At 59.3% G+C, this 24,098-nt stretch carries 19 protein-coding genes; 14 read left to right on the top strand and 5 right to left on the bottom strand.

The genetic code is table 11. The features are described 5' to 3' along the window. Positions 1-55 precede the first annotated feature (55 nt). Genes AD670_RS32435 through AD670_RS30075 form a run of 10 tightly spaced genes read left to right on the top strand, consistent with a single transcriptional unit; the run spans position 56 to position 10,108 of the window. Positions 56-649, top strand: a complete 594-nt coding sequence (locus AD670_RS32435; protein ID WP_053140770.1) for a transposase — start codon at positions 56-58, stop codon at positions 647-649. Positions 650-708: 59 nt separating this feature from the next. Next, a complete protein-coding gene (locus AD670_RS30115; RefSeq protein WP_053140767.1) occupies positions 709-2,298 on the top strand; it encodes a ShlB/FhaC/HecB family hemolysin secretion/activation protein in 1,590 nt (529 codons plus the stop codon). A gap of 24 nt (positions 2,299-2,322) precedes the next feature. Next, positions 2,323-4,122 carry a DUF2341 domain-containing protein gene (locus AD670_RS30110; RefSeq protein ID WP_053140764.1) on the top strand — a complete coding sequence of 600 codons (1,800 nt, stop codon included), beginning with the start codon at positions 2,323-2,325 and terminating at the stop codon, positions 4,120-4,122. Between the two features lie 11 nt (positions 4,123-4,133). Continuing rightward, entirely contained in the window at positions 4,134-4,559 is a 426-nt protein-coding gene (locus tag AD670_RS30105; protein ID WP_010211136.1) for a biopolymer transporter ExbD, read from the top strand. Between the two features lie 3 nt (positions 4,560-4,562). Beyond that, positions 4,563-5,267, top strand: coding sequence for an energy transducer TonB (locus AD670_RS30100; RefSeq protein ID WP_053140761.1), 705 nt, complete (start codon positions 4,563-4,565; stop codon positions 5,265-5,267). Positions 5,268-5,313: 46 nt separating this feature from the next. Continuing rightward, on the top strand, positions 5,314-7,014 hold the full coding sequence (locus tag AD670_RS30095; protein ID WP_053140758.1) for a putative porin: 1,701 nt from the start codon (positions 5,314-5,316) through the stop codon (positions 7,012-7,014). Between the two features lie 18 nt (positions 7,015-7,032). Continuing rightward, entirely contained in the window at positions 7,033-7,659 is a 627-nt protein-coding gene (locus tag AD670_RS30090) for a hypothetical protein (RefSeq protein ID WP_053140756.1), read from the top strand. Between the two features lie 20 nt (positions 7,660-7,679). Beyond that, complete coding sequence (locus AD670_RS30085) at positions 7,680-8,141, top strand: YbjN domain-containing protein (protein WP_053140753.1); 462 nt, start codon at positions 7,680-7,682, stop codon at positions 8,139-8,141. Then, positions 8,138-9,079, top strand: coding sequence for a peptidylprolyl isomerase (locus AD670_RS30080; RefSeq protein WP_053140749.1), 942 nt, complete (start codon positions 8,138-8,140; stop codon positions 9,077-9,079). The genes AD670_RS30085 and AD670_RS30080 overlap by 4 nt, the downstream gene beginning before the upstream one ends. A gap of 51 nt (positions 9,080-9,130) precedes the next feature. After that, positions 9,131-10,108 (top strand): LysR family transcriptional regulator, encoded by a 978-nt coding sequence (locus AD670_RS30075; protein ID WP_053140746.1) that lies wholly within the window; start codon positions 9,131-9,133, stop codon positions 10,106-10,108. A 26-nt stretch (positions 10,109-10,134) separates the two neighbouring features. Here AD670_RS30075 and AD670_RS30070 read toward each other — a convergent pair whose 3' ends face one another. Beyond that, positions 10,135-14,751, bottom strand: coding sequence for a dermonecrotic toxin domain-containing protein (locus tag AD670_RS30070; RefSeq protein ID WP_053140743.1), 4,617 nt, complete (start codon positions 14,749-14,751; stop codon positions 10,135-10,137). 158 nt (positions 14,752-14,909) lie between these two features. Here AD670_RS30070 and AD670_RS30065 point away from each other — a divergent pair, with 158 nt between their 5' ends. Genes AD670_RS30065 through AD670_RS30055 form a run of 3 tightly spaced genes read left to right on the top strand, consistent with a single transcriptional unit; the run spans position 14,910 to position 16,996 of the window. Then, positions 14,910-15,464, top strand: a complete 555-nt coding sequence (locus AD670_RS30065; RefSeq protein WP_053140741.1) for a histidine phosphatase family protein — start codon at positions 14,910-14,912, stop codon at positions 15,462-15,464. A gap of 45 nt (positions 15,465-15,509) precedes the next feature. Next, positions 15,510-16,265 carry a precorrin-6A synthase (deacetylating) gene (gene cobF, locus AD670_RS30060; protein ID WP_053140738.1) on the top strand — a complete coding sequence of 252 codons (756 nt, stop codon included), beginning with the start codon at positions 15,510-15,512 and terminating at the stop codon, positions 16,263-16,265. 11 nt (positions 16,266-16,276) lie between these two features. Continuing rightward, positions 16,277-16,996 carry an alpha/beta hydrolase gene (locus AD670_RS30055; RefSeq protein ID WP_053140735.1) on the top strand — a complete coding sequence of 240 codons (720 nt, stop codon included), beginning with the start codon at positions 16,277-16,279 and terminating at the stop codon, positions 16,994-16,996. A gap of 235 nt (positions 16,997-17,231) precedes the next feature. Here AD670_RS30055 and AD670_RS30050 read toward each other — a convergent pair whose 3' ends face one another. Both AD670_RS30050 and AD670_RS30045 read right to left on the bottom strand, forming a co-directional pair. Further along, positions 17,232-17,786, bottom strand: coding sequence for a hypothetical protein (locus AD670_RS30050; protein ID WP_053140733.1), 555 nt, complete (start codon positions 17,784-17,786; stop codon positions 17,232-17,234). A gap of 72 nt (positions 17,787-17,858) precedes the next feature. Continuing rightward, positions 17,859-19,667 carry a monovalent cation:proton antiporter-2 (CPA2) family protein gene (locus tag AD670_RS30045; protein ID WP_053140730.1) on the bottom strand — a complete coding sequence of 603 codons (1,809 nt, stop codon included), beginning with the start codon at positions 19,665-19,667 and terminating at the stop codon, positions 17,859-17,861. Positions 19,668-20,228: 561 nt separating this feature from the next. Between AD670_RS30045 and AD670_RS30040 the strand changes: the two genes are divergently transcribed. Beyond that, the gene (locus tag AD670_RS30040) at positions 20,229-21,158 is read left to right on the top strand and encodes a glycosyltransferase family 2 protein (RefSeq protein WP_256243963.1); all 930 of its coding nucleotides are present in this window, start codon (positions 20,229-20,231) and stop codon (positions 21,156-21,158) included. A 53-nt stretch (positions 21,159-21,211) separates the two neighbouring features. Here AD670_RS30040 and AD670_RS30035 read toward each other — a convergent pair whose 3' ends face one another. Both AD670_RS30035 and AD670_RS30030 read right to left on the bottom strand, forming a co-directional pair. Then, positions 21,212-22,915, bottom strand: coding sequence for a hypothetical protein (locus tag AD670_RS30035; protein ID WP_053140728.1), 1,704 nt, complete (start codon positions 22,913-22,915; stop codon positions 21,212-21,214). Then, complete coding sequence (locus AD670_RS30030; protein ID WP_053140726.1) at positions 22,915-23,979, bottom strand: hypothetical protein; 1,065 nt, start codon at positions 23,977-23,979, stop codon at positions 22,915-22,917. Before AD670_RS30030 ends, AD670_RS30035 begins: the two co-directional genes overlap by 1 nt. Positions 23,980-24,098: the final 119 nt, after the last annotated feature.

Here is a 24,098-nt window from a genome sequence, read left to right as displayed (position 1 = left end):
CACAAGCCGCTTCCCCAGCCGTCAGCGGGACGCCAGGAGTGGGGCAATGGGAACTATGGAACGTTACTCGAAAGTAGGCATGCAAGAGCTCGATCAGCGCCTGTCGAAGATCGTCGAGGCCGCGCGCAAGAAGCCGGTTTCGGTGTATCGCTACGGCGCGCCGTGGGTGTGGATCGTCTCCCAGGACGATTGGCAGGGTGCCTTGAAGGAAGTGTCCAGCTACATCCCGGCCGGGCATTCGCTGGTGTTGTTGCGCCCGCAGATCGAAGAGGTGCTCGGCCAGCATCGCGACCTGCTCCAGGCCGAACCGGGCATGTCGATCGCGCCGCAGACCGTGGTGCAGATCCTGCTGCTGCAACTGCTGTATTCGGTACCCAGCGAACAGCAACTCCACGAGCAACTGAACTACAACCTGCTGTTCCGCTGGTTCGTGGGTCTGGAGCTGAACCAGAAGGTGTGGAGCATCCATGCCCTGCAGCGCGACATCGCCAGCCTGTTGAACAACCCGCAGGCGGTGCAGTTGATCCAGACCATCATCGGTGAAGTGTTCTGTGGCGCCTTGCTGCACATGCCGGAGTTCTCCCTGAACTTCGCCTTGCTGCACACCTGGCTGGCGCGGCACAGCCATCTTTCGACCAGCAGTAATTGAGCAGGCCAGCCGCCGTGCAATCGGCGACGGCGCAAAATCTTAGACAGTTAGGGGGCGGTGTGGAGCATCTGTTCAAATCAACGCTGGCGTTGTGCTGCCTGACGCTGGGCGTCCTGGCGCAACCGGTGTGGGCCGAAGAGGGCGAGCAAGCCCCGGCGCGCAAGGTGGACGTCAACGAGTATTTCGTGCGCGGCAATACCGTGCTCGATGCGGCGACGATCGAGGAGGCGGTGTACCCGTTTCTTGGCCCGCAAAAGACCCTGGACGATATCGAAGGCGCGCGCGATGCGTTGCAGAAGATCTACCAGGCGCGTGGCTATCAGTCGGTGTTTGTCGAGTTGCCGGAGCAGAAGGTCGATGACGGCATCGTCTATCTGCAGGTCAGCGAGACCAAGGTGGGCCGCGTGCGTGTGGTCGGCGCCAAGCACTACTCGCCGGTGGAGATCCGCGACGAAGTGCCGGGGCTCAAGGAAGGTGCGGTACCGGATTTCACCACGGTGCAAACCCAACTGGCCGGGCTCAACCGCAGTGCCGGTCGGCAGGTGACGCCACTGGTCCGCGAAGGCCAGCGCCCCGGCACCATGGACGTGGATCTGCAGGTCGAGGACCAGAACCCCTGGCACGCCAGTATCGGCTTGAACAACGACTACAGCGCCGACACCGAGAAACTGCGCTCGGTCGCCACCCTGGGTTACGACAACCTTTGGCAACTGGGCCACAGCATTTCCCTGACCTACTTCACCGCGCCCCAGGACACCGACAACGCCAAGGTCTGGTCGGGCTCCTACAGCGCGCCGCTGGATGAGCGCTGGACCTTGCAGTTCTCCGGTTACCAGTCCGACACCAACATCGCCACCATCGGCGGCAGCAACGTGTTGGGCAAGGGCCACTCCTACGGCGTATCCGCCATTTACAGCTTGCCGGCGGCGGGCAACTGGGCCAATTCGTTCTCGTTCGGGGTGGATTTCAAGGACTTCGACGAGCAGATGAAGTTCGGTTCCAGCAGCGACCAGGTGCCGCTCAAGTACGCGCCGATCACCCTGGGCTACAACGGCTATCGCTACACCGAGCAATCCCAGCTGGGGCTGGGCTTGAACCTGGTGGTTGGCACCCGCGCATTCTTTGGCTACGGCAGCGACGCCGAAGAATTCGATTACAAGCGCTACAAGGCCAGTGCCAGTTTTGCCGTGCTCAAGGGCGACCTGAATTACACCTACACCTTCGCCAACGATTGGCAGTCGGCCTCCAAGGGCGCTTTCCAGCTGGCCTCCGGGCCGCTGGTGTCCAACGAGCAGTATTCCGCCGGCGGCGCCACCTCGGTGCGCGGCTACCTGGCGGCCGAGCGCACCGGGGATGAGGGGTATTTGCTCTCCCAGGAACTGCGCACGCCGTCCCTGGCCAAGTTCCTCGGCAGTTATGTGCAGGAGTGGCGCTTTTATGCGTTCGCCGAAGGCGCGCGCATGCGCCTGCACGACCCGCTGCCCGAGCAGGAAGACGAATACAGCCTGGCCAGTGTCGGCCTTGGCACCCGCGCCAGTTTGAGCAAGTGGTTGTCCGGCAGCCTGGATTGGGGTTACCCGCTGCTCGATGGACCGAACACCCAGAAACAGGACTCGCGACTGCACTTCAGTGTGCAGGCGACTTTCTGACTTTTTCTTCCGGAGACTTCACCCATGCAACGCCTATTCCTGAGCCTGTTGATCTGCCTGGGCTTCGCGCTCCCGGCCACCGCCCATGCCTGGTGGCAGGACGATTGGGACTACCGCAAACAGATTTCGGTGGACACCACCGCCCAAGGCGCCGCGATCAATCAGGCCCTGGGCCGCACCGCGTTGCTGGTGCGCCTGCACACCGGCAACTTCACCTTTGACGGGGTCAAGGACGACGGCGCCGACCTGCGCTTTGTGAGTGCCGATGACAAGACCGTGTTCAATCACCAGATCGAAAGCTTCGACCCGTTGATGGGCATGGCGTTGATCTGGGTCGATGTGCCCAAGGTCGAAGGCGGCCAGCGCCAGGACATCTGGATGTACTACGGCAACCAGAAGGCCCCGGCCACCGCCAATGGCCAACTGACCTTCGACCCCAATTACACCGCGCTCTATCACTTCGATGGTGCCAACGCGACGCCACCACGGGACACCACGGCCTACGCCAACACGGCTCTGAACGCCACCGGCGCGAGCATCGACGGTGTGATCGGCCGCGCCTTGCAGTTCGCCGGCCAGCCGCTGCTGTTGCCCGCCAGCCCGTCGCTGCAACACGCCGCCGGCGCAGCCTTCACCTTCAGCGCCTGGCTGCGCCTGGACCAGGCCAGCGGCGAGCAAATCGTGCTGGCCCGGCGTGACGGCCCCCACAGCCTGTTGCTGGGCCTGAACCAGGGCTCGCCGTTTGTGGAGATCGACGGCCAGCGCGTCGTGTCGACCCAACCCCTTAACCCTGGCCAATGGCAGCACCTGGCGTTCAGCGCCGAGGGTGACAAGGTCACGCTGTACGTGAATGGCCGTGAAACCGCCAACCTCGCCGTGGCCATGCCCGCGTTCAATACGCAGTTGGCGGTCGGCGCCGACCTGCCGGAAGCCGGCAGCACGCACCTGCCGTTCGCCGGGGCCATGGATGAGCTGCGCCTGTCCAAGGTGGCACGTCCCGCTGCGCTGTTGCTGGCCGACGCGAGTGCCCAGGGCGCCGAGTCGAAACTGGTGGCCTATGGCGTGGATGAAGAACAGTCCGGTTTCGGTTTCGGCAGCCTGGGCTTTTTGCTCAACGCCGTGCCGGTGGACGCCTGGGTGATCATCCTGGTGCTGGTGGCGATGATGTTCCAGTCGTGGGTGATCATGCTGCGCAAGAACCGCCAGGTCAGCCGCCTCAGCAGTGCCAACGAAGTGTTTCGCGAGCACTTCGCCCAGATCGGCACGCGCCTGGAGATGTATGCCGACGACGCACAACTGGCTGAGCGCCTGACCCATTCTTCGCTGTGGCGCCTGTACCTGGTGGCGGTCAAGGAGATCCGTACCCGGCGTGCCCAGGGCGCCGATACGTCGTCGGTGTCGGCGGCCACCATTGAAGCGATCCGCTGCTCCATGGACGGTGTACGTACCCGTGAGAACCAGGCCCTGAGTTCCAAGTTGTCGACCCTGTCCAACGCCATCGCCGGCGGCCCGTACATCGGCCTGCTCGGTACGGTGTTGGGGATCATGGTGGTGTTCCTCGGCACGGCCATGGCCGGCGACGTGAACATCAACGCCATCGCCCCAGGCATGGCGGCGGCCTTGCTGGCCACGGCCATGGGCCTTTTCGTGGCGATCCCTGCGCTGTTTGGCTACAACCGCCTGATCACGCGTAACAAGGAAGTCAGCGCCGACATGCGGGTGTTCGTCGACGAGTTCATCACCCGCCTGGCGGAGATGCACGGCGAGAGCCAGCACAGTGAAGCCGCGCACCGTCGCGACCATCACGCATCGGTTCCGGCCTGAGGAGAATTGCCATGGCTTCCGTAAATGCCTCCCACGATGATGACGATGATGCCGCCGTCGACAGCATCAACATCACGCCCCTGGTGGACGTGCTGATGGTGGTGCTGGTGATGTTTATCCTCACCGCCACCGCCCAGGTTTCGGGGATCCAGATTCACCTGCCCAAGGCCAGCGCCTCGGTGTCGCTGTCGGAGGCCAAGACCAAGGCCATCTCTGTGAACGACGGCGGCCAGGTGTTCCTCGACGCGTACCCGGTGACCCTCGGCGAGCTGGAAGAACGCCTGCGCATCGAGAAAGCGCTGAACCCGGACTTCCCGGTGATCGTGCGCGGTGACGCCATGGTGCAGTACCAGAAGGTCATCGAGGTGCTCGACCTGCTGCGCCGGCTGGAGCTGTCCCAGGTCGGGCTGGTCACCGGCAAACCGAGCCAGGGCTGAGTCATGACCGCACAGATCCCGATCACGCCGTTGCCGGTGAAGAACAAACCGCCGTTGCGCCCGTTGAAGTGGGGCGCCGGCCTGTTGCTGGGCGCCGTGGCGGCCTGGTTTCTCTGGCAGTGGGCCAATGACATGAGTGGCGTACGCCGTGAAGCGCCGAAGGTGCCGACGATTATCCCGTTGCCGCCACCGCCGCCGCCTCCTCCGGAAAAACCCAAGGAGCCCGAGCCCCAGGTTGAAGAGAAAGTCCCGGAGCCGGTGCCCAGCCCCGAGCCCGAAGAGGTCAAGCCGGCCGAGGAAGCACCGCCTTCACCGAATGAAGACCTGGCCAACCCGATGCAGATCGACGGCGATGCGCAGTCCGGCAATGACGGCTTCAACATCGGCGCCGGCAAGGGCGGCGGCATGGCCGGCAGTGGCGGCGGTGGGCTGGGGACCGGCACGTACAAGCAGTACCTGGCCGGTACGTATCAGCGCCTGATGCGCGAAGACCCTGAGCTGCGCAAGAAGGCGTTCTCGATACAGATAGACCTGTGGTTGGGCGCCGATGGCCAGGTGACGAAGGCCGTGGTGGCCAAGTCCAGCGGGGATGCCGAGACCGACGCGCAGATGCTCGCGTTGATCCGAGCGCCGCGTGCCACACAGAAACCTCCGGCGTCGCTGACGCTGCCCATGCGCCTGTCCCTCAAGGGCCGGCGCCCGGATTGATTGCACGAAACCTCTTATCTACGGTTTTTACAGGAGTTGCGTACACATGATTTCCCCCGTGAATCGACTGACCCTGGCGGTTGGCATGGTCATCGCGACCCTGGTCGGGCAAGCCGCGGCAGCCCCGGTTGCGCCTTCGGAAAACGTCACCATCAACCTGATTCGCCTGCTGGTGCAGCAAGGTGTGCTGACCCAGGACACCGCCAATGGGCTGATCGCCCAGGCCGAAAAAGAAGCGCAGCAGGCCCGCCAGGCCAATGCCGCGCCGGTGGTTGCCAGCGGCCCGGCGACCGCACCCGGTGATGTGCGCGTGCAGTACGTGCCGCAGGCGGTGCGCGACCAGATCCGTGACCAGGTCAAGGCCGAAGTCATGTCCACCGCCAAGAAGGAAAACTGGGCGCAGCCCAATACCTTCCCCGACTGGATCTCGCGCATCAGCTTTGATGGCGATATTCGTCTGCGCGACGAGTCGCGCTATTTCTCGGGCAACAACAGCAACAACATCACCGACTTCGCCAAGCTCAATGACACGGGCCCGTACGACGTCAACAAAAACTCCAACACCAAGTTCCCACCGCTGATCAACACCCGCGAGGACCGCGAAAACCTGTTCCGCCTGCGGGCACGCCTGGGCATGAAAGCGGTGATCTCGCCGGAATGGACCGCCGGCATTCGTATCGCCACCGGCTCCGACAATAACCCGGTGTCCACCACCCAGACCCTGGGCGGCGGCTTTGGCAAAAAGGACATCTGGCTCGACCAGGGTTACCTGAGCTGGAAAACCACCGACTACATGACGTTGACCGCCGGGCGCATCGGCAACCCGTTCTATTCCACCGACATGATGTATTCCAACGACCTCAACTTCGACGGCGTGGCGGCGATCTTCAACCACAGCCTCAACAGCGAGTGGGGCCTGTTCGGTACCCTCGGCGCCTTCCCGGTCGAATACACCTCCGACACCGCCAGCAGCAATGGCATCGACAAGGAAGACAGCGACACCAAATGGCTGTTTGGCGGGCAGATTGGCGCTGACTGGAAGATCAACCGCAGCAACCGCCTCAAACTCGCGGCCGCTTACTACCAGTTCCAGGACATCGAAGGCGAGCGCTCCAGTCCTTGCTCCACCTGGCAGGGCGCGGCAGGTTGCGACACCGACGGCACACGTGTGGCCTTCATGCAAAAAGGCAACACCGTGTTCAACCTGCGCAACAACACCACCAACCCGGCTGATCCTGTCCGCACGCCCGACCCGCAATACGTAGGCCTGGCGTCCAAGTTCGATGTGCTGGACCTCAACCTGGTCTGGGACAGCGAACTGCCGAGCGACTTCAAGCTGCGCAGCCAGGCCAACTTCATCCACAACCTGGCCTACGACAAGGGCGAGATGCTCAAGCGCAGCGAAGGCGAGATCGTCAACAACCTCAACAGCAATGGCCAGTTTGAAAGTGGCGGCAATGCGCTGATGGTCTCGTTCACCCTCGGCAGCGCCCTGGAAATGCGCAAGCGCGGCGACTGGAACGTGTTGGCCGGCTACAAGTACATCCAGCCGGATGCCTTGCCCGACGGCTTCAACGACTCGTCGTTCCACCTGGGCGGCACCAACGCCAAGGGTTATTTCATTGGCGGCAACTACGGTATCGACAAGAACATCTACGCCAGTGCGCGTTGGTTGAGCGCGTCCGAAGTGTATGGCCAGCCGTTCGAAGTCGATGTGATGCAACTGGAACTCAACACGCGCTTTTGATGCGCAGGGAGATGCCACATGAACACGCGAATCTGCGCGCTGTTACTGCTGCTGGTCACCACCGGGGCTTCGGCCGAAGGCATGGAGGAACGCCTGCGGACGCAATTGCGCAGCACCACCCAGCAATTGCAGGCGCTGCAAAGCGAACAGGCCCAGGCCAGTGCGGCACGGCTGGCCGCCGAAAGCCAGGCCAAGCAGGCCCAGGCGCAAATCAAGCAACTGACGGCCGAGCTGGAAAAGGCCCGTGGTACCGCCGAGCAACTGGCCGGCCAGCAACAGAGCCTGCACAGCCAGGCGCAAGCCCAGGTGGCGGCGAGCAACGAGCAGATCGGCAAGTTCAAGAAGGCCTATGACGAACTGCTGGTGCTGGCCAAGGGTAAGGAAGCCGAGCGCGCGCGTTTGCAGGCGTCCTTAAGCGAACGTGACACACAAGTGCAGCAATGTTCAGTCAAGAATCAACAGATGTACGGCGTGGCCCAGCAACTGCTCGCGGCCTACGAAAAAATCGATGTGGCCGAGGTGATGAGTATTCGCCAGCCCTTCGCCAGCAGCGCACGGGTCAAGTTCGAGGAACTGGCCCAGGGTTTTGGCGACGATCTGTACAAGAGCCGTTTTGATGCGCCCCAGGCAGCTGCCAATCACTGATAGACAAGGAAGAGATCACCATGAGCGAATTGATCACCAGCGTCACCGTCCAGAGCCTCACCGAACTGTTGCAGGACGCCGGCTACCGGGTTAACCAGAGCGAACAGAACGGTATCGTGCAATTGCTCAGCGCCAGCCAGGGCATCGGCTTCGCCGTGCGCTTTGGTAACCCGGCGGCGGAGCAGGGCAGCTATGTGGATTTCACCTACAGCTGCGCGCTGCGGGTGCAGGGCGCGTTGCCCGAAGGCCTGGCACCGGTATGGAACGCCTCGCGGCGCTTCGCGCGGTTGTCGGTGCAGGGTGAGTTCCTGCTGATGGAAATGGACGTGGTGGTGGCTGGCGTTGGCGCCACGCACCTGCGCAGCCAGCTGGAATTGTGGGACCGCCTGTTGCAGGAGTTTATCGTCTACCTGCGTGAGTACAGCCAGCAGGCGGCGCAGTTGCAGGCCGCAGCGGTGGGCGAAGAGGCACCGGTCCTGTGAAAAAGCCAACCCTGATGGTCGGCGCGGGTGCGCTGGCCTTGCTGGTGGTGGCGGTGGGCTTGAGCCTGCGACCGGGCAGTGACCCGGTAGCGGCGCAGCAGCCGGCGCCGGTGATCAATCCGGCAGCGAGTGGGCCGGCGGTGGCACGCCTGGGCAACCAGCAGATTGACCTGCCGGAGCTGAAAAGCGTACTGGCCAGCCTGCCGGCCGAATCCCGCGAGCAACTGCGCGGCAACCGTGGCGCCCTGGAAACCTGGATTCGCTCGCGCCTGGCGCAAAAGGCCGTGCTCGAACAGGCCGATGCCCAGGGTTGGCGCCAGCGCCCTGAGGTGGAGCAGCAGACCCGCGCCGCCACCGAGCAGATTGTGTTTCGCGACTACATGCTGTCGGTCAGCCAGGTACCGGCGGACTACCCCAGCGCCGCCGAACTGCAGCAGGCCTACGACAGTGGCAAGGCGCAGTGGGTGACGCCGCCGTTGTACCGGGTGAGCCAGATTTTCCTCGCGGTGAATGACCCGCAAAACCTCGACGCCGTACGGCGTCAGGCCCAGGAACTGAGCCGCAAGGCCCAGGCCGCGCCGGCTGATTTTGCCGCCCTGGCCACGCAGTTTTCCCAGGATCCCGACAGCGCCGCGCGCGGTGGTGACTCGGGAATGCAGCCGTTGCAGCAACTCGTGCCGGAAGTGCGGGGCGCGGTGGCGCGTCTCAAGGTCGGTGCGGTCTCGGACGTGGTGCAAAGTCCGGCCGGGTTCCATGTGCTCAAGCTCATCGGCCAGCAGCCGGCGCGCACGGCCACCCTGGACGAACTGCGTGAACGCCTGACCCAGGCCCTGCGCGCCCAGCGCCAGGAGCAGATCGCCAAGGCCTACCTGGAAGGCATGCTCAACACCGCGACCTTGAGTATCGACGGCGCCGAGTTGAACAAAGTGCTGGAGTAACACGCCTCAACCCGCATTGGATGCACAGACCAACCAGACAGGGAGTCTCCCATGGCATTTCTAGAACCGTCTGCCCCACAGGGGCCCACTGCCTACCGCGCACCTTCCGAGCCGCGCAGTGCCTGGCTGGCCCTGGCCGGCGAGATCGATCCGGAGGTGGCGCGCTACTTTCTGGTGAGTGCGCGCTGCGGCTGTTTCATGCAGGCTGCGCGCAGCCTGAATATCAAGGCGACCCTGTTGCGCAAGCGCCTGGCGCAGTTGGAAGAACACCTGCGCCATTCGCTGTTCGTTTACCAGGGCAATGGCTTGGTGCTCAGCCGTGATGGCCAGCAATTGCAGGCTCAACTCATCGCCCTGGCCCATGAACGGCGCCTGCCAGTGCTGGAGCAGCCGCTGATTCGCCTGGCGGTGGCCGAACCGATCCTGCACGACATCCTCGGCCGCGATCTGATCGCCTTGCTGCGCCGCAATGCCAGCGTGCGCCTGGAGATCATCTCCCTCGACAGCCACTTGTCACTGCAAGCGGTGGACGTGGATGTGGTGCTGTGGCTGGCGGACACCGATGGCCCGCAGCCGGGCCCGAGCTTTGTCACCGAACCGCCGCGGGCGCTGGCGCGCTTGCAGTACCTGCCGCATATCGCCAAGCGCTATTCACGGCTGATCACGCGCCCGGACAGCGTGGAAGACCTGGCCGACTACATGCTGGTGCAATGGCAGCCGGACGCCCAGGTCGACGCCTTGCAGCCGTGGAACCAGGTGGTGCAACAGCGCCTGGCGGCGGTGGTGCAGGTGCATGCCTATTCGCTGATGCTGGAGATGATCCGCTGCGGCGCCTGCATCGGTTTGCTGCCGCACTACATGAGCAGCTTCGACCGGGGACTGGTGGCGTTGCCGGGGTTGCTGGCCGAGCGCATGCAGCGCCAGGTGTGGCTGGCGGTGAATGCCCAGGTGCGCCACCCCGAAGCGGTACAGATGATCGTCGAGCTGATCGTGGGTACGTTCGAGGGGCGGCGGGAGTGGTTTGATTAACGCGCGTTGGCCGGCAAAGGGTGTTGCTAGCCGGTCTTGGTATCAACCTTCAGTGTTTCGAGGTATTCCAGCTTGGTTTTTCCCCCCTCTACCTTGTAGGTAAAGACAGGGTATGACTTCCCATCGAACTCAGGGCCGGCTCGGTTAATGGCTTTCTGGAACTGTGGCTTGGCGGCCTCCCAGGTCTGACCGTTTGAACCATAGAAAACCAGGCCGACCAGTGCATCGGGTGGCACGCCTACCGTCTGTATTTCGCTGTTTTCAAGCGCGCTGCCGGGGTGCTCGCCTTGTTGGTTCTTCAGGTCATTCAATAAGCCTTGCATGCCTTCACGGGCCTTCTCCCGCCCCAGGTATCGCGTGTCGGCCTGGATGTTCCCAGAGAAGGCGTCTTTTTCATGTATGGCCGTGATGTTGTCCTGGAGTTTTTCCGGCAGCGCCAGGATGGCCATGTTTCGCGGCAGGGCTCCAGCGTTGTCACCCATTTTGTAGTAGTTGGGCAACAAGTCTGCTTGAGCCAGGCTCCATTTGCGCAGCCCGCCGTGTCCTCTATTGGCCTCGCCCTGCGCACGAATGCTGTCAAGGTTCTCACCGGTGTTATGAAACTCCAGATGCGCGTTCCTGAGCTGAAGGGTTCTGATCAGTAATCCGTCTTTTTGGAAGGCTTCAATGATGGGGCGATATTGTGTTCCATCTGTTGCAGTCGAGGTTGTTACTTCGGTGGTGGGCAAATGATTGTTTTCAACGACCGTTATGGGTGGTTTGGGCGGCACCTGCCTCGGTGGGGCAACGCTTGCCGGTTTGGATTGTCGCCGCACACTGGAATGAAGCACCAACGATGCCAGGCTGGCCAACAGATCCGCCATAGCCGCGTCCTTGTTGCCCTCCTTTTCACTGGCCAAGGTTTTAAGATCGCCGAGGATGCCCTGGGTCTGCAGTGCCAGGCCCACAACGGCCGCAGGCCCGCGAAGGGCCGGCAGTATTGCGTTGAGCAGCAGGAAGCCGCCTTCTTTGAAGGTCGCCCAACGGCTTTGCGAATTGGACACCGATTGGCGCTCGGCCAATGTTGCCAGGGCGTTGGCGTTGGCATCGTAGAGGTGGTCCATCAGTTGCCCGGATTGCACCTTCTCTGCAAGTTTGTCGATGGCATCGCCGTTGGTCGCCAACGTTGGGGCGGCAGGCCTGCTCGGTAACGTGAATTCATCGATAAACACTCTGTTTCTCGGTAGATGGGGCTCGCTGAAACCACCGTGATCATAAATGGTGCGGGTCGCTTCATCAGGTAGCCAGGCAACTACGTTATCTTGGAGCGACTTTGTTTTACGCAGTGCCTCCATTAACGCCTGGCGCGAAGGAAACTGTAGCAAGGGCTCTTCTGCTATCAAGGGGCGATAGAGAATATGCGGGCCTACCGAGCTGTCCTTGGGTTCGATCAGGAACATGTTTTCGACGACATCGGGTGTGGCGCCCGGCTCGCGTTCGAACGCCAAGGGACGCATCGTGATCTCGTTGCCATTGACATACTTTTTCCCTGGCGTGGGGTCAAGTATTGCCTGGAGGTACCGGTAACCCACGGCGTTATCAAAACCCTCAGCGCCTTTACTGGTCAGCTCCAAGGCTTTCATCTTCAACTCGATTGGCACTTGTTGCGCAAAGCGTAATTGACGTTCTGTCTTTTTGGCGGGGTCGTTGAGCAACTCGCGTTTAAGCAGCTCGGGATAGTTTTTGCCGGCATCTATTTTTTGAATCAGTTCTTTGAGAGCACCCTCTTGCCCCAAGGCGGGTATCAATGCCCCGGTCGGTTTGTGACGAACCTCTATGCGACCGCCCGGTAGTCCTGCAAGGTTTTGAATGAAGGCGTCGCTGAGGGACATCCTGGTGGTTTGGATGGCTCCGAACCCGCTGACCGGCACGGCATACGGCGTGTGGAATACCACTTCCACATCATTGATGTCATAGGGGACGGGAGGCGGTGAGAGCGCGTTTAATTGGCTCTGGATAAAAGTACGGATGTCCGGGATACCGCTGTTATAGGTTTGCTCTTTGTGGCGGTACATATAACCCGCCAGTTCCAGGACTAGGTCGTGCAAGATGAAGCGGTTGGCATCGGAGGTATTTTTTATCCAATCGGACACCTTGTGCTGAGAGCGATCCGGTCGCTGCGTGTCGAGCAGTGTTGGCTCGGTGGCCACTGCTTTTGCTCCATGCCCCTTGATAATGATGTTCGCCTGGATATAGAACGCATCGACGTCTACCTTGGTCAAGTGGGTGCTGAATGTTTCGTGTGGTCTTGCCTGTTCGAGGTGTTGGTCCCATCTATCTTTAACGGCAGCCAGGGAGGAATAAGGGGTTACCTTGCCGCTCGGTTCGCAGACCAATACGATCGTGCGCCCTGCGACCTTGCGTTCGATAACCAGGTTGGGGGTTTGAAACTCCGGGGTGTCTGAATGGTTATTCTCGGTGCTGGCCAGCATGTGCACGGCTACTTCAGAATCATCCGCCAGTTTGGGGCGTGTCGAGCCCTGGGGATACCTCACGAGCATGTCCAGGGTTTCGCGTTGCTCGTCATCCAGCCCCGGTTGCTTGATGCTGGCCAGGCGCAGGTTGTTACGTACCAGGTCACTGAGCATCAACCGGCGGTCTCCGGCGAAAATGGGCGTGACACTCACTGACGTGTCGGTGCCTGAACCAGGAATGGGGTCATTGAACGGTGGCCTGCCCCAATAATCGAGCCTGGCTGTCTGAAGTGCTTCGTTCAGTTTACCTGGCAACTGGCTGATAGCCTGTTGGACAGCTGCTTTATCGATGTCGAGCGCGGTGCCCGCAGGGGCGCCGGTACGTGCCTGTACGTCCGCGCGGGTGTCGACAAACTTGCCGTCACTGCTGAACACCGGAGCATCAGCGCCCTCTACGTGGTTAATGGCCAACTCCATCAGCGGTGTTTCCAGGAATTGACCGGGATTTGCCGGGTCGGGGACGGCGAAGGCCAACTGCTGGACATCCACATTCAGCGAGGGGGATGTCTTACTGATGGCGTCTTTGAGCAATCCGGCTACCACTGTCTGCATGTTCGGCTCCCCTTCAAACAGGCGCTGGCCGATGATGTTCACCGGCCCGCCGGAGGACGGCGCAGACGATGCGGCTGGCGTGTTAATAGCCTTATCGATCAGGGTGCGCCTGAACGGCGGCGTGGGCGTCGGGACGCTTGGGGATGGCAGCCCTTCGATGTGCGCCAGGCGCTGTTTGGCGGCCTGTTGGCGTTCGCGCACCGCAAGGGAGGGGATGTCGTTGGGAGGATTGTTTTTGAGCAGGGCGGGGAAACCGTCGCGAATCAGTCCAGTGTTTTGTTCGAGCCACTGCGCAGAGCCGTAATGCTCGCGCACGCCGTAAAAATCCAGGATGCCCGTCATGGGGTACCTGTCCTCAACGTAGTTGTAGTTCGGCAAGCTCATCGGATCTCTACCTGCTATCGCGCTGGCCGCTTTCACAATGTCAGGTCGAAGGGCAGCCCACTGTGTATGTTCAGCGGGGAATGTGAGCCATTTGAGGCTGCCGTCTGAGTCCGACCCCAAGCCCAACAGCGTCCCATTCACATGGATCTGTACAGTGCTGGGATCTATATTGTGTGCCTGCATGAATCTTTTAAACGCGTCGCTGGAGAGGGCCTCGTTGTAGACTTGCACGGCCTGCGCATAGGAAGAGTCTTCAGGAATACCGGTGGTGCTCCCATTGGCACTGGTGCCGGGGTATGTGGCTTTGTAGGTCACCCAGCGGCTGACTTGGCGAGCAACTTCCCGGTCGGCTTCCTCGACACGTTCCGAAGGGGTCGGCGTGCGGTTGGCGTCTGCTACACCAAGGGTGTGGCTATAGGTGGCCGTGGCGATGGCGTTCTCTACTTCGGCTTGTGCCGCCCTGACGCGGGTGACTTGCGGCGTAAGTGGACCGTTGAAGGGCCTCAGGGACGCGAATTGACCATGCTTCTGTAAGTCGCGGATTGAACTGAGCAGTCCGCTTTGATGGTTCACGGGCTCTTCGCTATAGAAGTTACCCACCACGTCAATGGGAGCGCTGCGTTCGCCGGTGTAGGGGAACGATTCCACTCGACCGGCCGCCACCTCTTTTGCGGCGGCGGCGACAGCGGCGCTGGCTTCTTTCCAGCCCGGCGTATTGCGCGAGAAGAGTTGGGTCTTGCCATTGATGCTGCATTCCATCGCATCCGCGTGGGGGAACCACCTCAGGCTGGAAATATCGATGTTGTTGTCTCTGGCATAACGTGCAAACGGATCTTGTTTGAGCGCCAGTGTGAAGAGTGCCCAAGCCTGGCCGAAGGTGGAGAACGCTGGAATGTCTGTGACCGTGGGGGGCTGGTCAGGGTTTTTTATCACTGAGGATTTCTGACTTTCCAGCGCCATCAAGGCAGCGCAATACTGGCTTGCCATCTGCGTGTCGCTTTTCGCCACCAATTGTTTGCTGTGTTCCTGGATGCGTTGAAAACGGGCATTCGTAGGGGAGGGCTGGGATGGGTTCACAGGCCACTGTGTGACGGTTTGAATCAGTGAGCGTTTGGCTCTCGGATGTTCTGACACTTCATTTTCTTGACCGGCCTTCTGCGGTTGTACGGCAAGTATCTGGGGCGAGATTTTCATAATGTATTCTCGTAAGAGTCAGGGAAAAGGCGACACCGTGATCGCGCTTTGATGCGTGGGCCGTGTGGCTTGTAGGGAGTGGTATGTTTAAACTCGACGGTTCCGCAGGTGTGTATCAGGTGTATACAGAGCGCTTTCCCGATGCAGAGTGAGCAGTGATGCAGGCCACCCGTTTGACCCTCATTTGCCATGCCGCGACGGCTGCTCAAAAGTTCGCGCGCTTTCCCGATAACGAGTCCGTGGCGATGGATTGGCAAGCCGCAGCGCTGTCCCTGGCCGAGCGCTATACGAAAATCCAGCGTCTGGTGTGCGCGCCCGAGGCACGTGCCCGGCAGACGGCGGGGTTGTTCGGCAGTGACGCGTTGATTGAGGACGCCCTGCGCGATGGCAACTTTGGCGATTGGAAGGGCCAGGCCATCAGCCAGTTGGACGGCGATGCGTTGATGGCCTGGATGACCCACAGCGCCAGTGCGCCCCATGGTGGCGAGTCGGTTGATCAGATTTGCGCACGGGTCGCCGTGTGGATGAAAACCCTTGAGACCCAACCTGGGCACATCGTGGCCATCACCCACCCGTTTGTGATCCGCGCCGCGATGCTCTACGTGATGCAGTTCCCGGTGTCGATGTTCTATCGAATCGACATCGAGCCGTTGTCCGCTACCGAGCTGCGCTTTAATACGGTGTGGCGCCTGCGCCTGGAAACTCACGCCTGAGTGCGTGAACATGGCAAAATCCACGCCCCGCACTGAGAGCAACCCATGAAACGCATCCTGATCATCGGCATTGGCGCCGGCAACCCTGACTACATCACGATGCAGGCCGTGAAGGCGCTGAACCGCACCGACGTGTTTTTCCTGATGGACAAGGGCCAGAGCAAGGACAAGCTGATCGACCTGCGGCGTGAGATCTGCGAGACCTATATCACCGAGCCGGGCTACCGCTTTGTCGAGGCCGATTGCCCCGAGCGGGTGCGCGGCGATGTCGACTACACCACCGCCGTGCGGGACCTCAACCGCGACAAGCAGGCCACCTTCGAGCGCATGATCAACGAGGAAATGGCCGACGGTGAAGTGGGCGCTTTCCTGGCCTGGGGTGACCCTGCGCTGTACGACAGCACCATCCGCATCCTGCAGGCGATCCTCGCCAGTGGCCGCTGCACTTTTGAGTTTGAAGTGATTCCCGGCATCACCAGCGTGCAAGCCCTGGCGGCCCAGCATAAGGTGGCATTGAACCGCATCGGCAAGTCCATCGAGATCACCACCGGGCGTCGCCTGGCGGCGGGGCAGGCGAGTGATGCCGATACCCTGGTGGTGATGCTGGACGCTGAAGATTCCTACCGCACCGTGGCTGATCAGGACCTGGATATTTACTGGGGGGCCTACTTGGGCACGCCGGATGAAATCCTGATCAGCGGCAAGGTCGCTGAGGTGGCTGAACAGATCGAACGGGTGCGCAAGGCCGCGCGCCTGGAAAATGGCTGGATCATGGATACCTATTTATTGCGCAAACCCTGAGGTCACTTCCCATGCTCAAACTGTTTGCCCTAGCGCTGACCCTGGCGGCCGGCACCGCCCAGGCCGATGCCACCTTGCACACGGACTTGCCGCTGGCCTACCTGGAGCAGACCCAGAGCGACGCGCGCAACGAGCCGCTGGTGATTTTCCTGCACGGGTTTGGCAGTAATGAGGAAGACCTGTTCGGCATCAAGGACGCGCTGCCGTCCACGTGGACCTACTTGTCGGCCCGCGCGCCGACACCGGTGCAGCCGAGTGGCTTTCGCTGGTTTACCAAGACCCCGGGTGACGGCGATTACGATGGTGTAACCGCCGATTTGCAGAGCAGCGCCAAGCTGATCAAGGACTTTGTCGGCAAAGCCACCGCCAAGTATCACACCCAGCCTGACCGGGTGTTTCTGGTGGGGTTCAGCCAGGGCGCGATCATGTCGTATGAAGTGGCTTTACGTGACCCGCAGTTGGTGCGCGGGATTGCAGCGTTGAGTGGCAGCGTGCTGCCGGTGCTCAAGGCTGAGCTCAAGCCGGATGAACGCTTGAACAAACTGGCGATCTTTATCGGCCACGGGACCCTGGACCAGGCACTGCCGTATGCGTCGGCGACGCGGGCGAATGAGGTGTTGGTGGGACTTGGATTGAAGCCGGAGTTTCATGGCTATCCGGGGATGAACCACACCGTCAGTGAGGCGGAAGTGCAGGACTTGAAAGCGTGGCTGGAAACGAATTTGAAGTGAGCGCGCTGAATGAAGGTGGGAGGGGGCTTGCGCTAATGCCAGTCAGTTAAGGCTTTTTGTAGGAGCGAGCTTGCTCGCGAAAAACTCACAGGCGCCGCGTTCATTCAGGAAGCACGCGTTATCGTTGACGTTTTTCGCGAGCAAGCTCGCTCCTACAGGAGGCGATGTACGCTTAACTGACTGGCATTAGGGCAAGTCCCCTCCCACATTTGATGGGGGTTGTCAGGACTCTTTGTTATTTGCCGCCGGTAATCTGCTTCACCAGCTCTGCATGCCCTTTCGCATCATCGGCCCGCGAGATCGCCTGGATTACCAGCAAGTGGTTGCCGGAGCCGCCGAGGAACGTGGAGTTCAAGGTCTTGCCACCGCCCTGGGTGGCGGTGCTGTCCACCTGACGCAGGCCGAGGCCCTTGAAGGTCAGTTTCTTTTCGCTCAGCTTTTTGAAATCGGGCAGTGCGGAGCTCTGGTCCTTGACGAAACCAGCCACGGCGCCGTCGAGGAATTGCGGGTCGTTGTCCTTGATGGTTACACCGTCTTTACGCACGGTTTCGGCGACGATCACCACACTTTTCGTGGTCTGGTTGGCGTACATCGTGCCTTGGGTATCAGCGGTGCCATCCTCGGCCTTGCCGGCCGGGAGGGTGTCGGCGGCGTAGGCCTTGGGTAGGTTGAAGCTGAATTTACCGCCCAAGGTGGAGATGGTTTGCATGGCCGGCTTGGCGGCGGCGAATACGCTGCCGGCGGTAAGCGCTAGGGCCAACAGGACTGCGGTCTTGGTGAAATTGACCATGAAGCGCTCCAAGGATGAACGAAATTGCGGCGTATTCTGTCAGAAAAATCGCAATATCGTTCATCCTTAGCCTCACACCTTGTCGGACTCCTCCTCAAGCCGATCCATCTCAAACAGTCGCGCCAGCTCTGTCCGCGCTTCCTGAGCGGTCTGCATCACCTTGGCCGCATCGTCGTACACCGCGTGCTGGGCGGCGAGCAATTGCAGGTCGTGGTTCTTGAAGCGGGTGATGCGGGCATCGGCCTGGGCCTGGCTCAACCCAAGGCCCACCAGGGTACGGCGGCTCATTTCCAGGCTGGAGTAGAAGGTCTCGCGAACCGGCGAAGCATCCAGGTCCACCAGGCGGTGCACGTGCTGGCGGTTACGCGCACGGGCGATGATCTTCATGTGCGGGTAGAGGTTACGCACCCGTTCGGCGGTCTTGATATTGATCTCCGGGTCGTCCATGGCGATCACGAAGAACTCCGCCTGGTCGACCTTGGCTGCGTGCAGGATCTCAGGACGTTGTGGGTCACCGTAGAACACTGGCATACCGCCGAAACTGCGGGTCAGTTCGATGGTTTCCACCGAGGTGTCGAGGGCGATGAAGGAGATGTTCTGCGCGCGCAGGATCCGCGCGACGATCTGGCCCATCCGGCCCATGCCGGCGATCACCACGCGCGGCGCATCGCTTTCGATGGCGCGGTATTCCTCGGGTACTTCCACCGGTTTGACCTTGGGCTTGAACAGCTTCGGGCACACCAGCAGCAACAACGGTGTGACGGCCATGGACAGGGTGATGGTCAGCACCAGCACGTCATAGAGGTGTGGCTCGAACAGGCCCTGGTCGCGGCCGATCTTGAACACCACAAAGGCGAACTCACCGCCCGCGGCCAGCACCACGCCCAGGCGCAGAGCGCTTTCACGGTTGAGATCACCCACCATGCGGCCCACGGCGTACAGCAGCGGCAGCTTCAAACCAATCAACAGCAGGGTCAGGCCGATCACCACCAGCGGCGAACTGATCAGCAGGCTGAGGTTGGCGCCCATGCCCACGCTGATAAAAAACAGCCCGAGCAGCAGGCCCTTGAACGGCTCGATCTGGGATTCCAGTTCGTGGCGGTATTCCGAGTCTGCCAGCAGCAGGCCGGCGAGGAACGCGCCAAGGGCCATGGACACGCCCACCAGTTCCATCAACCAGGCGGTGCCGATGACCACCAGCAAGGCGGTGGCGGTGGACACTTCGCGCAGGCCGGTCTTGGCGACGATGCGAAACACCGGCCGCAGCAGGTAGCGCCCGCCGATGATCACCACGGCAATACTGCCGAGGATCTGCAGGACGTGTTTCAGGCCTTGGGCTTCGGTGGTCGGATGATCGCTACCGGCCAGCAGTGGCACCATGGCAATCAGCGGGATCGCGGCGATGTCCTGGAATAGCAGGATGGCAAACGCCAAGCGGCCGTGGGGCTGATTCAGCTCTTTGCGCTCGGCCAGGCTTTGCAGGCCGAATGCGGTGGACGACAGCGCCAGGCCCAGGCCCAGCACAATCGCGCTGTTCCACGATTGGCCAAACAGCCACAACGCCACCACGCCCATGACCAGGCCGGTGAGCAGCACCTGGGCCAGGCCGACGCCAAATACCGCCTTGCGCATCACCCATAAACGCTTGGGCGACAGTTCCAGGCCGATGATAAACAGCAGCAACACCACGCCCAGTTCGGAGAACTGCGCGACGCTTTGCGGGTTGCCGATCAGGCCCAGCACCGACGGGCCGATGATCACACCGGCAAACAGATAGCCCAACACCGCGCCCAATTGCAGGCGCTTGGCCAGGGGCACGGTCAGCACGGCCGCGAGCAGGAACACCACGGCTGCTTGTAGCAGGTTGCCTTCATGGGGCATTGCGAACTCCAGAATCTTTAAAGCCAATCAATAGGCGTCTATTAGAGCGCTTTTATTAGAGCGCTTTTTACATTTCGAAAATTGTATTTTTGAGATGAATATCAATGAATGCTGGACGGCGCTCCTTTTTTACGGGGCGTCACGAAAATATTGAGGGCATTCAATTCAGGACGTTTTGAGGGTTATTGCCGTTTTGCCTGACAAGGTTCGTTGCGGGGGTTGTAAGACATTTCGTACATCATGAGGGATGATTGCCGACTAGTGGCAATTTGCAATGTAGTAAAAAGCGTTTTTCACTCACCGTAAGATAGACAATCTTTCAGCTGGAGTGGAAAATGCCCCTTCGAGATCAGATTTTTCTGATGGGCGATAATGGCGTTTGTGTACATAGCGAATCTGACTTTCACGCAAAAAAAGCTCGAAGGTATTTTCGTTTTGTGAAGCGCCAATTTTTATTGCTATCGGCACTGATACTTAGATTTTGGGGATTGATGAAACGTGACTGTAAACGGGATTTCAACGAGTTTAGATTTCAATCACGTGCCAAAGGATGGCGAGGGCTTGACTGCTAATGCTTCTGTCGCCGTATTGTTGTGCACTCGAAATGGTGAGCGCTTTCTGGAAGAGCAAATAAGTTCAATTGCTTGTCAGACCCATCAGGACTTTAAAATCTATGTTTCTGACGATGGGTCCAGCGACTCTACGCGAGCCATTGTTACTGCCCATGTTGAGCGCCTGGGGCATGAGCGTATCGAGCTGGCTGGCGGTCCGGTCGAGGGGTTTGTCCGCAACTTTTTAACGGTTAGCTGTCGACCTGATGTGAATGCCGACTATTACGCCTGGTGTGATCAAGACGATATTTGGCATGAAGACAAACTCCGGATCGCTGTGGATTGGCTGGCCAGTGGAGATGCTTCTGTGCCCGCGCTCTATTGTTCGCGCACGGAGCTGATTGATGAACTCGGCCAGAGTATCGGTTTTTCTTCGTTCTTTTCAAAGCCAGCAAAATTTCAGAACGCGCTCGTTCAAAATATTGCCGGTGGCAATACCATGGTTTTCAATCAGGCACTGATGGATCTGATTCGTGAGGCCGGTGACAGTGTTCCTGTGGCCTCTCACGACTGGTGGGCCTATATGATCGTCAGCGGTTGCAATGGCCGAATTTATTATGATGCAACGCCGACGGTTCGTTACCGTCAGCACAGTTTGAATTGCATTGGTACCAATCGTGGCTTTCGCAACAACAGTAAGCGCGCACGGGAACTATGGCGCGGCCGTTATCAGCGCTGGATTGATAATAATATTGTTTCGTTGCAGGCGATCAGTCACCAATTTACTGCGGAAAACAAACAGATTCTTGAGCGTTTTTCCGCGGCGAGAAAGAATCGATTCGTTGCGCGGATCTGGGGGGTTATACGTTCAGGCGTATACCGTCAGACGCTAATAGGGAATCTTGGGCTGGCGCTCGCGATAGTAACGCGTCGCGTATAGCAAAAGGCGGCGCGAGCCTGTTGGCAAGCGCCTGATAGTGCTAGGTATCAATGTCAGAAGATGAAGTCAGCAGGGGTGAGCTGGTCTTTCTTTACATTGAGCAGCAAGATTGAATCATCTTCGTTAAGGGTGATAAGCAAGTCGTCGCCCACCTCTTCCGATACATCCATTACTTCTTCAAAGGTAGATACAACACCCGCAAGGTCAATTCGGTCTTGCTCGCCGTCGCTGCCTGAAAAGTCTCCAATAATGGTTTTTCCGCCACCGCTACCTTTCCAGAAAATGAACGTGTCGGCGCCCGAACCGCCCCACAGAATGTCGTTGCCGTCACCGCCATCCAGCACATCATCACCTGGGCCGCCAAACAGCTCGTCGTCTCCATCATCGCCATAGAGATAGTCATTTCCTTCCCGGCCTTCAATACGGTCGTTGCCACTTCCGCCAGCCAACAAGTTGTTGTTGTCATCGCCGAGAATTATGTCGTCGTAGGGCGAACCCTGGGCGCCGCGAATGTTGATCAGGCGATCGTTTCCACCGCCGCCGGTCGCTCGTCCTGCCGCCAAATCAATGAATACAGGGCTGTCGGGCTTGCTTGGGTCGATTGGGACCCAGTAATCGACCATGTTTCGTTCGCCGATTCCAATGATGATGTCGTCGCCATTGGTCGGGTTTGGCCGAGGCAGGAAGGCCGGGTTAGAGCGCCGATGCAGCGGTGAAAGGTAGGTGAGGTAAGGGGGTTCCACGGTTTCAATCTGGCCAGGCGTGGCCCGCCCAGGCTTCAGATCAAGATTCTGTTCATCCGAAGTATTCTGCCCAAGGTCTGCCACTCTTGTTCTGTCTTCGTTTTCGGGGAGGTAATAAGGGATAAACGCGTTGGTGACGCGGTTGCCTACGATGGAGCCCGACTCAGACCGTTTGAACGTTATTCCCTGCTTGAAGTTGTTGACCCGGTTGTTGCTGATGACAACATCCTTAATGCCGTCGCCACCTACCCATATACCGTAGGTCGATCTTGATCTGGTTTGCCAGGCCGGAGAACTGCTGCTTATTTCGAGCTCTCGATTGGCCACGCGATTATTGTCTACGACACTGCCTTCGCCATATCGCGAGAGTGAAATTCCCACACCCTCACCAATATCCTGAATCCCTTGGCCTCTTATTTCCATGAGGCTGTTGTTTTGGATGAGGATTTCCTTGCCATAAGTTTCGATCCCCATGGCATAAGCGTTCTCAGTGGTCGTGTCGCCCCCGATGTCGGAGATCATATTGTTAGAAACAATCGAGTTCTCACCCTCGACCCGAATGCCCCTGAAGGTGCTGAAACGTATATTCATACCGTCGACTAAATGGTTGCTCCCTTCTAGCATTGACGAGTGAGTCGCGAGATCGGAGAACCCAGAAAGATAAATCCCGTATTGGAAACCACGGATAAGTCCGTTTTTTATGGTGATGTTACTTTGGCCAAAAGAAAAGATGCCGAATCCGGTGTTATCACCGTCAGTAGGTCCACTGAGTGTATTTTCATCGAGGTCGATGGTGACATTGCTGGCAAGGATTTCAATGCCGTTGCGGTCGCTGTGCAGCGATCGCTCAAGCCTATAGTTCCCTGGCTGGGTGATGGTGTAGGGGAGGCTGTCAATAACGGTGTCGTCGTTGGAAGTCTCCTTGTGCAGGGAATAGACTAACGTTGAAATACCGAGGACTATCAATGTGGCTATACATAGGGGCGCAACGGTTTTTATATTGAGACGGAGCATTATTCAGTTCTTAAAGGTGTTGAGCGAAGTGTTGGTAGGGTATGCCTGGTTTTTTTTAGTATTTTTTCGTTGGCCAGGGTCATGTAGTCTTTATAAGCCGGCCTGAAGAACTTTTCGATGTTTTGCGCAGTCAGTGCGTGAATGAGGTGGGGCGCTTGTAATAAGCTCAGTAGCGCGGACGCGGATGAAACGGAAATAATCCCGCACGATTCGAGTACGTGACCTAGAAATTCAATAGGCAGGCTATCCAGGCGCTCAGGCAGTTTTTTTGCGTGATAGCTATCGAGGCGCTGCACTAACTGTTCCACGAATGCGGCGGGCGTTCCGGCATGTTTTTTAATCAGTATTGTGCCGCCCGGTGCTACGTGTTCCTTGCAGATCTGGACATACAGCTCAAGCTCATCAGACTCATCTGTCAGTTTGCTGCTTGTGAAGTTGCTGAGGATGAGTAGCCAGGTAGGTTCGGTTTTTGATCGTGTGCCAATGTCCTGTTCAAGCTGGAGCACGGGTGCGAAAAATCTTTTCAACGTGGTTAGCGTCTGGACGAGAATTTCGCTAGGGATGATGGTGTGTTCGGGGTAAGGAAGGGAGCAGTCCAAGTCGTCAAAGTCGATGACGGTCAATGCCGTCTCTGCTGTAATCCAATCGTTGGCAATGTTGACGCGACTGAACCAAAACAAATGCTTCAGCCCGCGAAGACTGATATCAAAGGTCGGGGCAGGGGGCTTTGTAGGCGGATAGAGAAAGCCAGGTGAATCGCCATAACAAATGTTCCGTTTTGCTGATAGCGCCTGCATGAACGCCTGCGCAGTATGTTCCGAACTGGCATCGTGCGCGTAATAGAACGCGACACACTCTCCGGGAGTGATGTCCAAATACTTCCTGAGCCACTCAACGCGTTTTGACAGTTTTCGGTATGGCGACAACGGCCATTTTCGTTCTTTCAGTGATGGCAGCACTGCGGTGACGAAGGGGAAACTTTTGAGTGCGGTATCAAAAAATTGCCGACTTTGTGAGTTCGGCGAGTGGTCCATCAACTGATAGGACCAGAGCACCAGGGTCACTGGGCTTTCGTTTGCAATACGCCTGGATTCTCTATCGAAGCGAAGCGCACAAAGGGCATGTAAAAGCTGATGTGGAGACGAGATCAAAATCACCTCTCTCCCCTGGAGGGCAAGGGAGA

The organism is Pseudomonas sp. MIACH, assembly GCF_001269925.1.
Classification (GTDB): domain Bacteria; phylum Pseudomonadota; class Gammaproteobacteria; order Pseudomonadales; family Pseudomonadaceae; genus Aquipseudomonas.
The sequence above is the reverse complement of the archived record's forward strand: the minus strand, read 5'-3'. Positions and strand labels throughout refer to the sequence as shown.

Excerpts from the sequence above, each read along its gene's own strand:
- AD670_RS30055 (WP_053140735.1), top strand. The coding sequence starts at position 16,277 with ATGCTCAAACTGTTTGCCCTAGCGCTGACCCTGGCGGCCGGCACCGCC.
- AD670_RS30065 (WP_053140741.1), top strand. The coding sequence starts at position 14,910 with ATGCAGGCCACCCGTTTGACCCTCATTTGCCATGCCGCGACGGCTGCT.
- AD670_RS30075 (WP_053140746.1), top strand. The coding sequence starts at position 9,131 with ATGGCATTTCTAGAACCGTCTGCCCCACAGGGGCCCACTGCCTACCGC.
- AD670_RS30090 (WP_053140756.1), top strand. The coding sequence starts at position 7,033 with ATGAACACGCGAATCTGCGCGCTGTTACTGCTGCTGGTCACCACCGGG.
- AD670_RS32435 (WP_053140770.1), top strand. The coding sequence starts at position 56 with ATGGAACGTTACTCGAAAGTAGGCATGCAAGAGCTCGATCAGCGCCTG.
- AD670_RS30070 (WP_053140743.1), bottom strand. The coding sequence starts at position 14,751 with ATGAAAATCTCGCCCCAGATACTTGCCGTACAACCGCAGAAGGCCGGT.
- AD670_RS30085 (WP_053140753.1), top strand. The coding sequence starts at position 7,680 with ATGAGCGAATTGATCACCAGCGTCACCGTCCAGAGCCTCACCGAACTG.
- AD670_RS30035 (WP_053140728.1), bottom strand. The coding sequence starts at position 22,915 with ATGCTCCGTCTCAATATAAAAACCGTTGCGCCCCTATGTATAGCCACA.
- AD670_RS30105 (WP_010211136.1), top strand. The coding sequence starts at position 4,134 with ATGGCTTCCGTAAATGCCTCCCACGATGATGACGATGATGCCGCCGTC.
- AD670_RS30110 (WP_053140764.1), top strand. The coding sequence starts at position 2,323 with ATGCAACGCCTATTCCTGAGCCTGTTGATCTGCCTGGGCTTCGCGCTC.
- AD670_RS30045 (WP_053140730.1), bottom strand. The coding sequence starts at position 19,667 with ATGCCCCATGAAGGCAACCTGCTACAAGCAGCCGTGGTGTTCCTGCTC.
- AD670_RS30095 (WP_053140758.1), top strand. The coding sequence starts at position 5,314 with ATGATTTCCCCCGTGAATCGACTGACCCTGGCGGTTGGCATGGTCATC.
- AD670_RS30100 (WP_053140761.1), top strand. The coding sequence starts at position 4,563 with ATGACCGCACAGATCCCGATCACGCCGTTGCCGGTGAAGAACAAACCG.
- AD670_RS30050 (WP_053140733.1), bottom strand. The coding sequence starts at position 17,786 with ATGGTCAATTTCACCAAGACCGCAGTCCTGTTGGCCCTAGCGCTTACC.
- cobF (WP_053140738.1), top strand. The coding sequence starts at position 15,510 with ATGAAACGCATCCTGATCATCGGCATTGGCGCCGGCAACCCTGACTAC.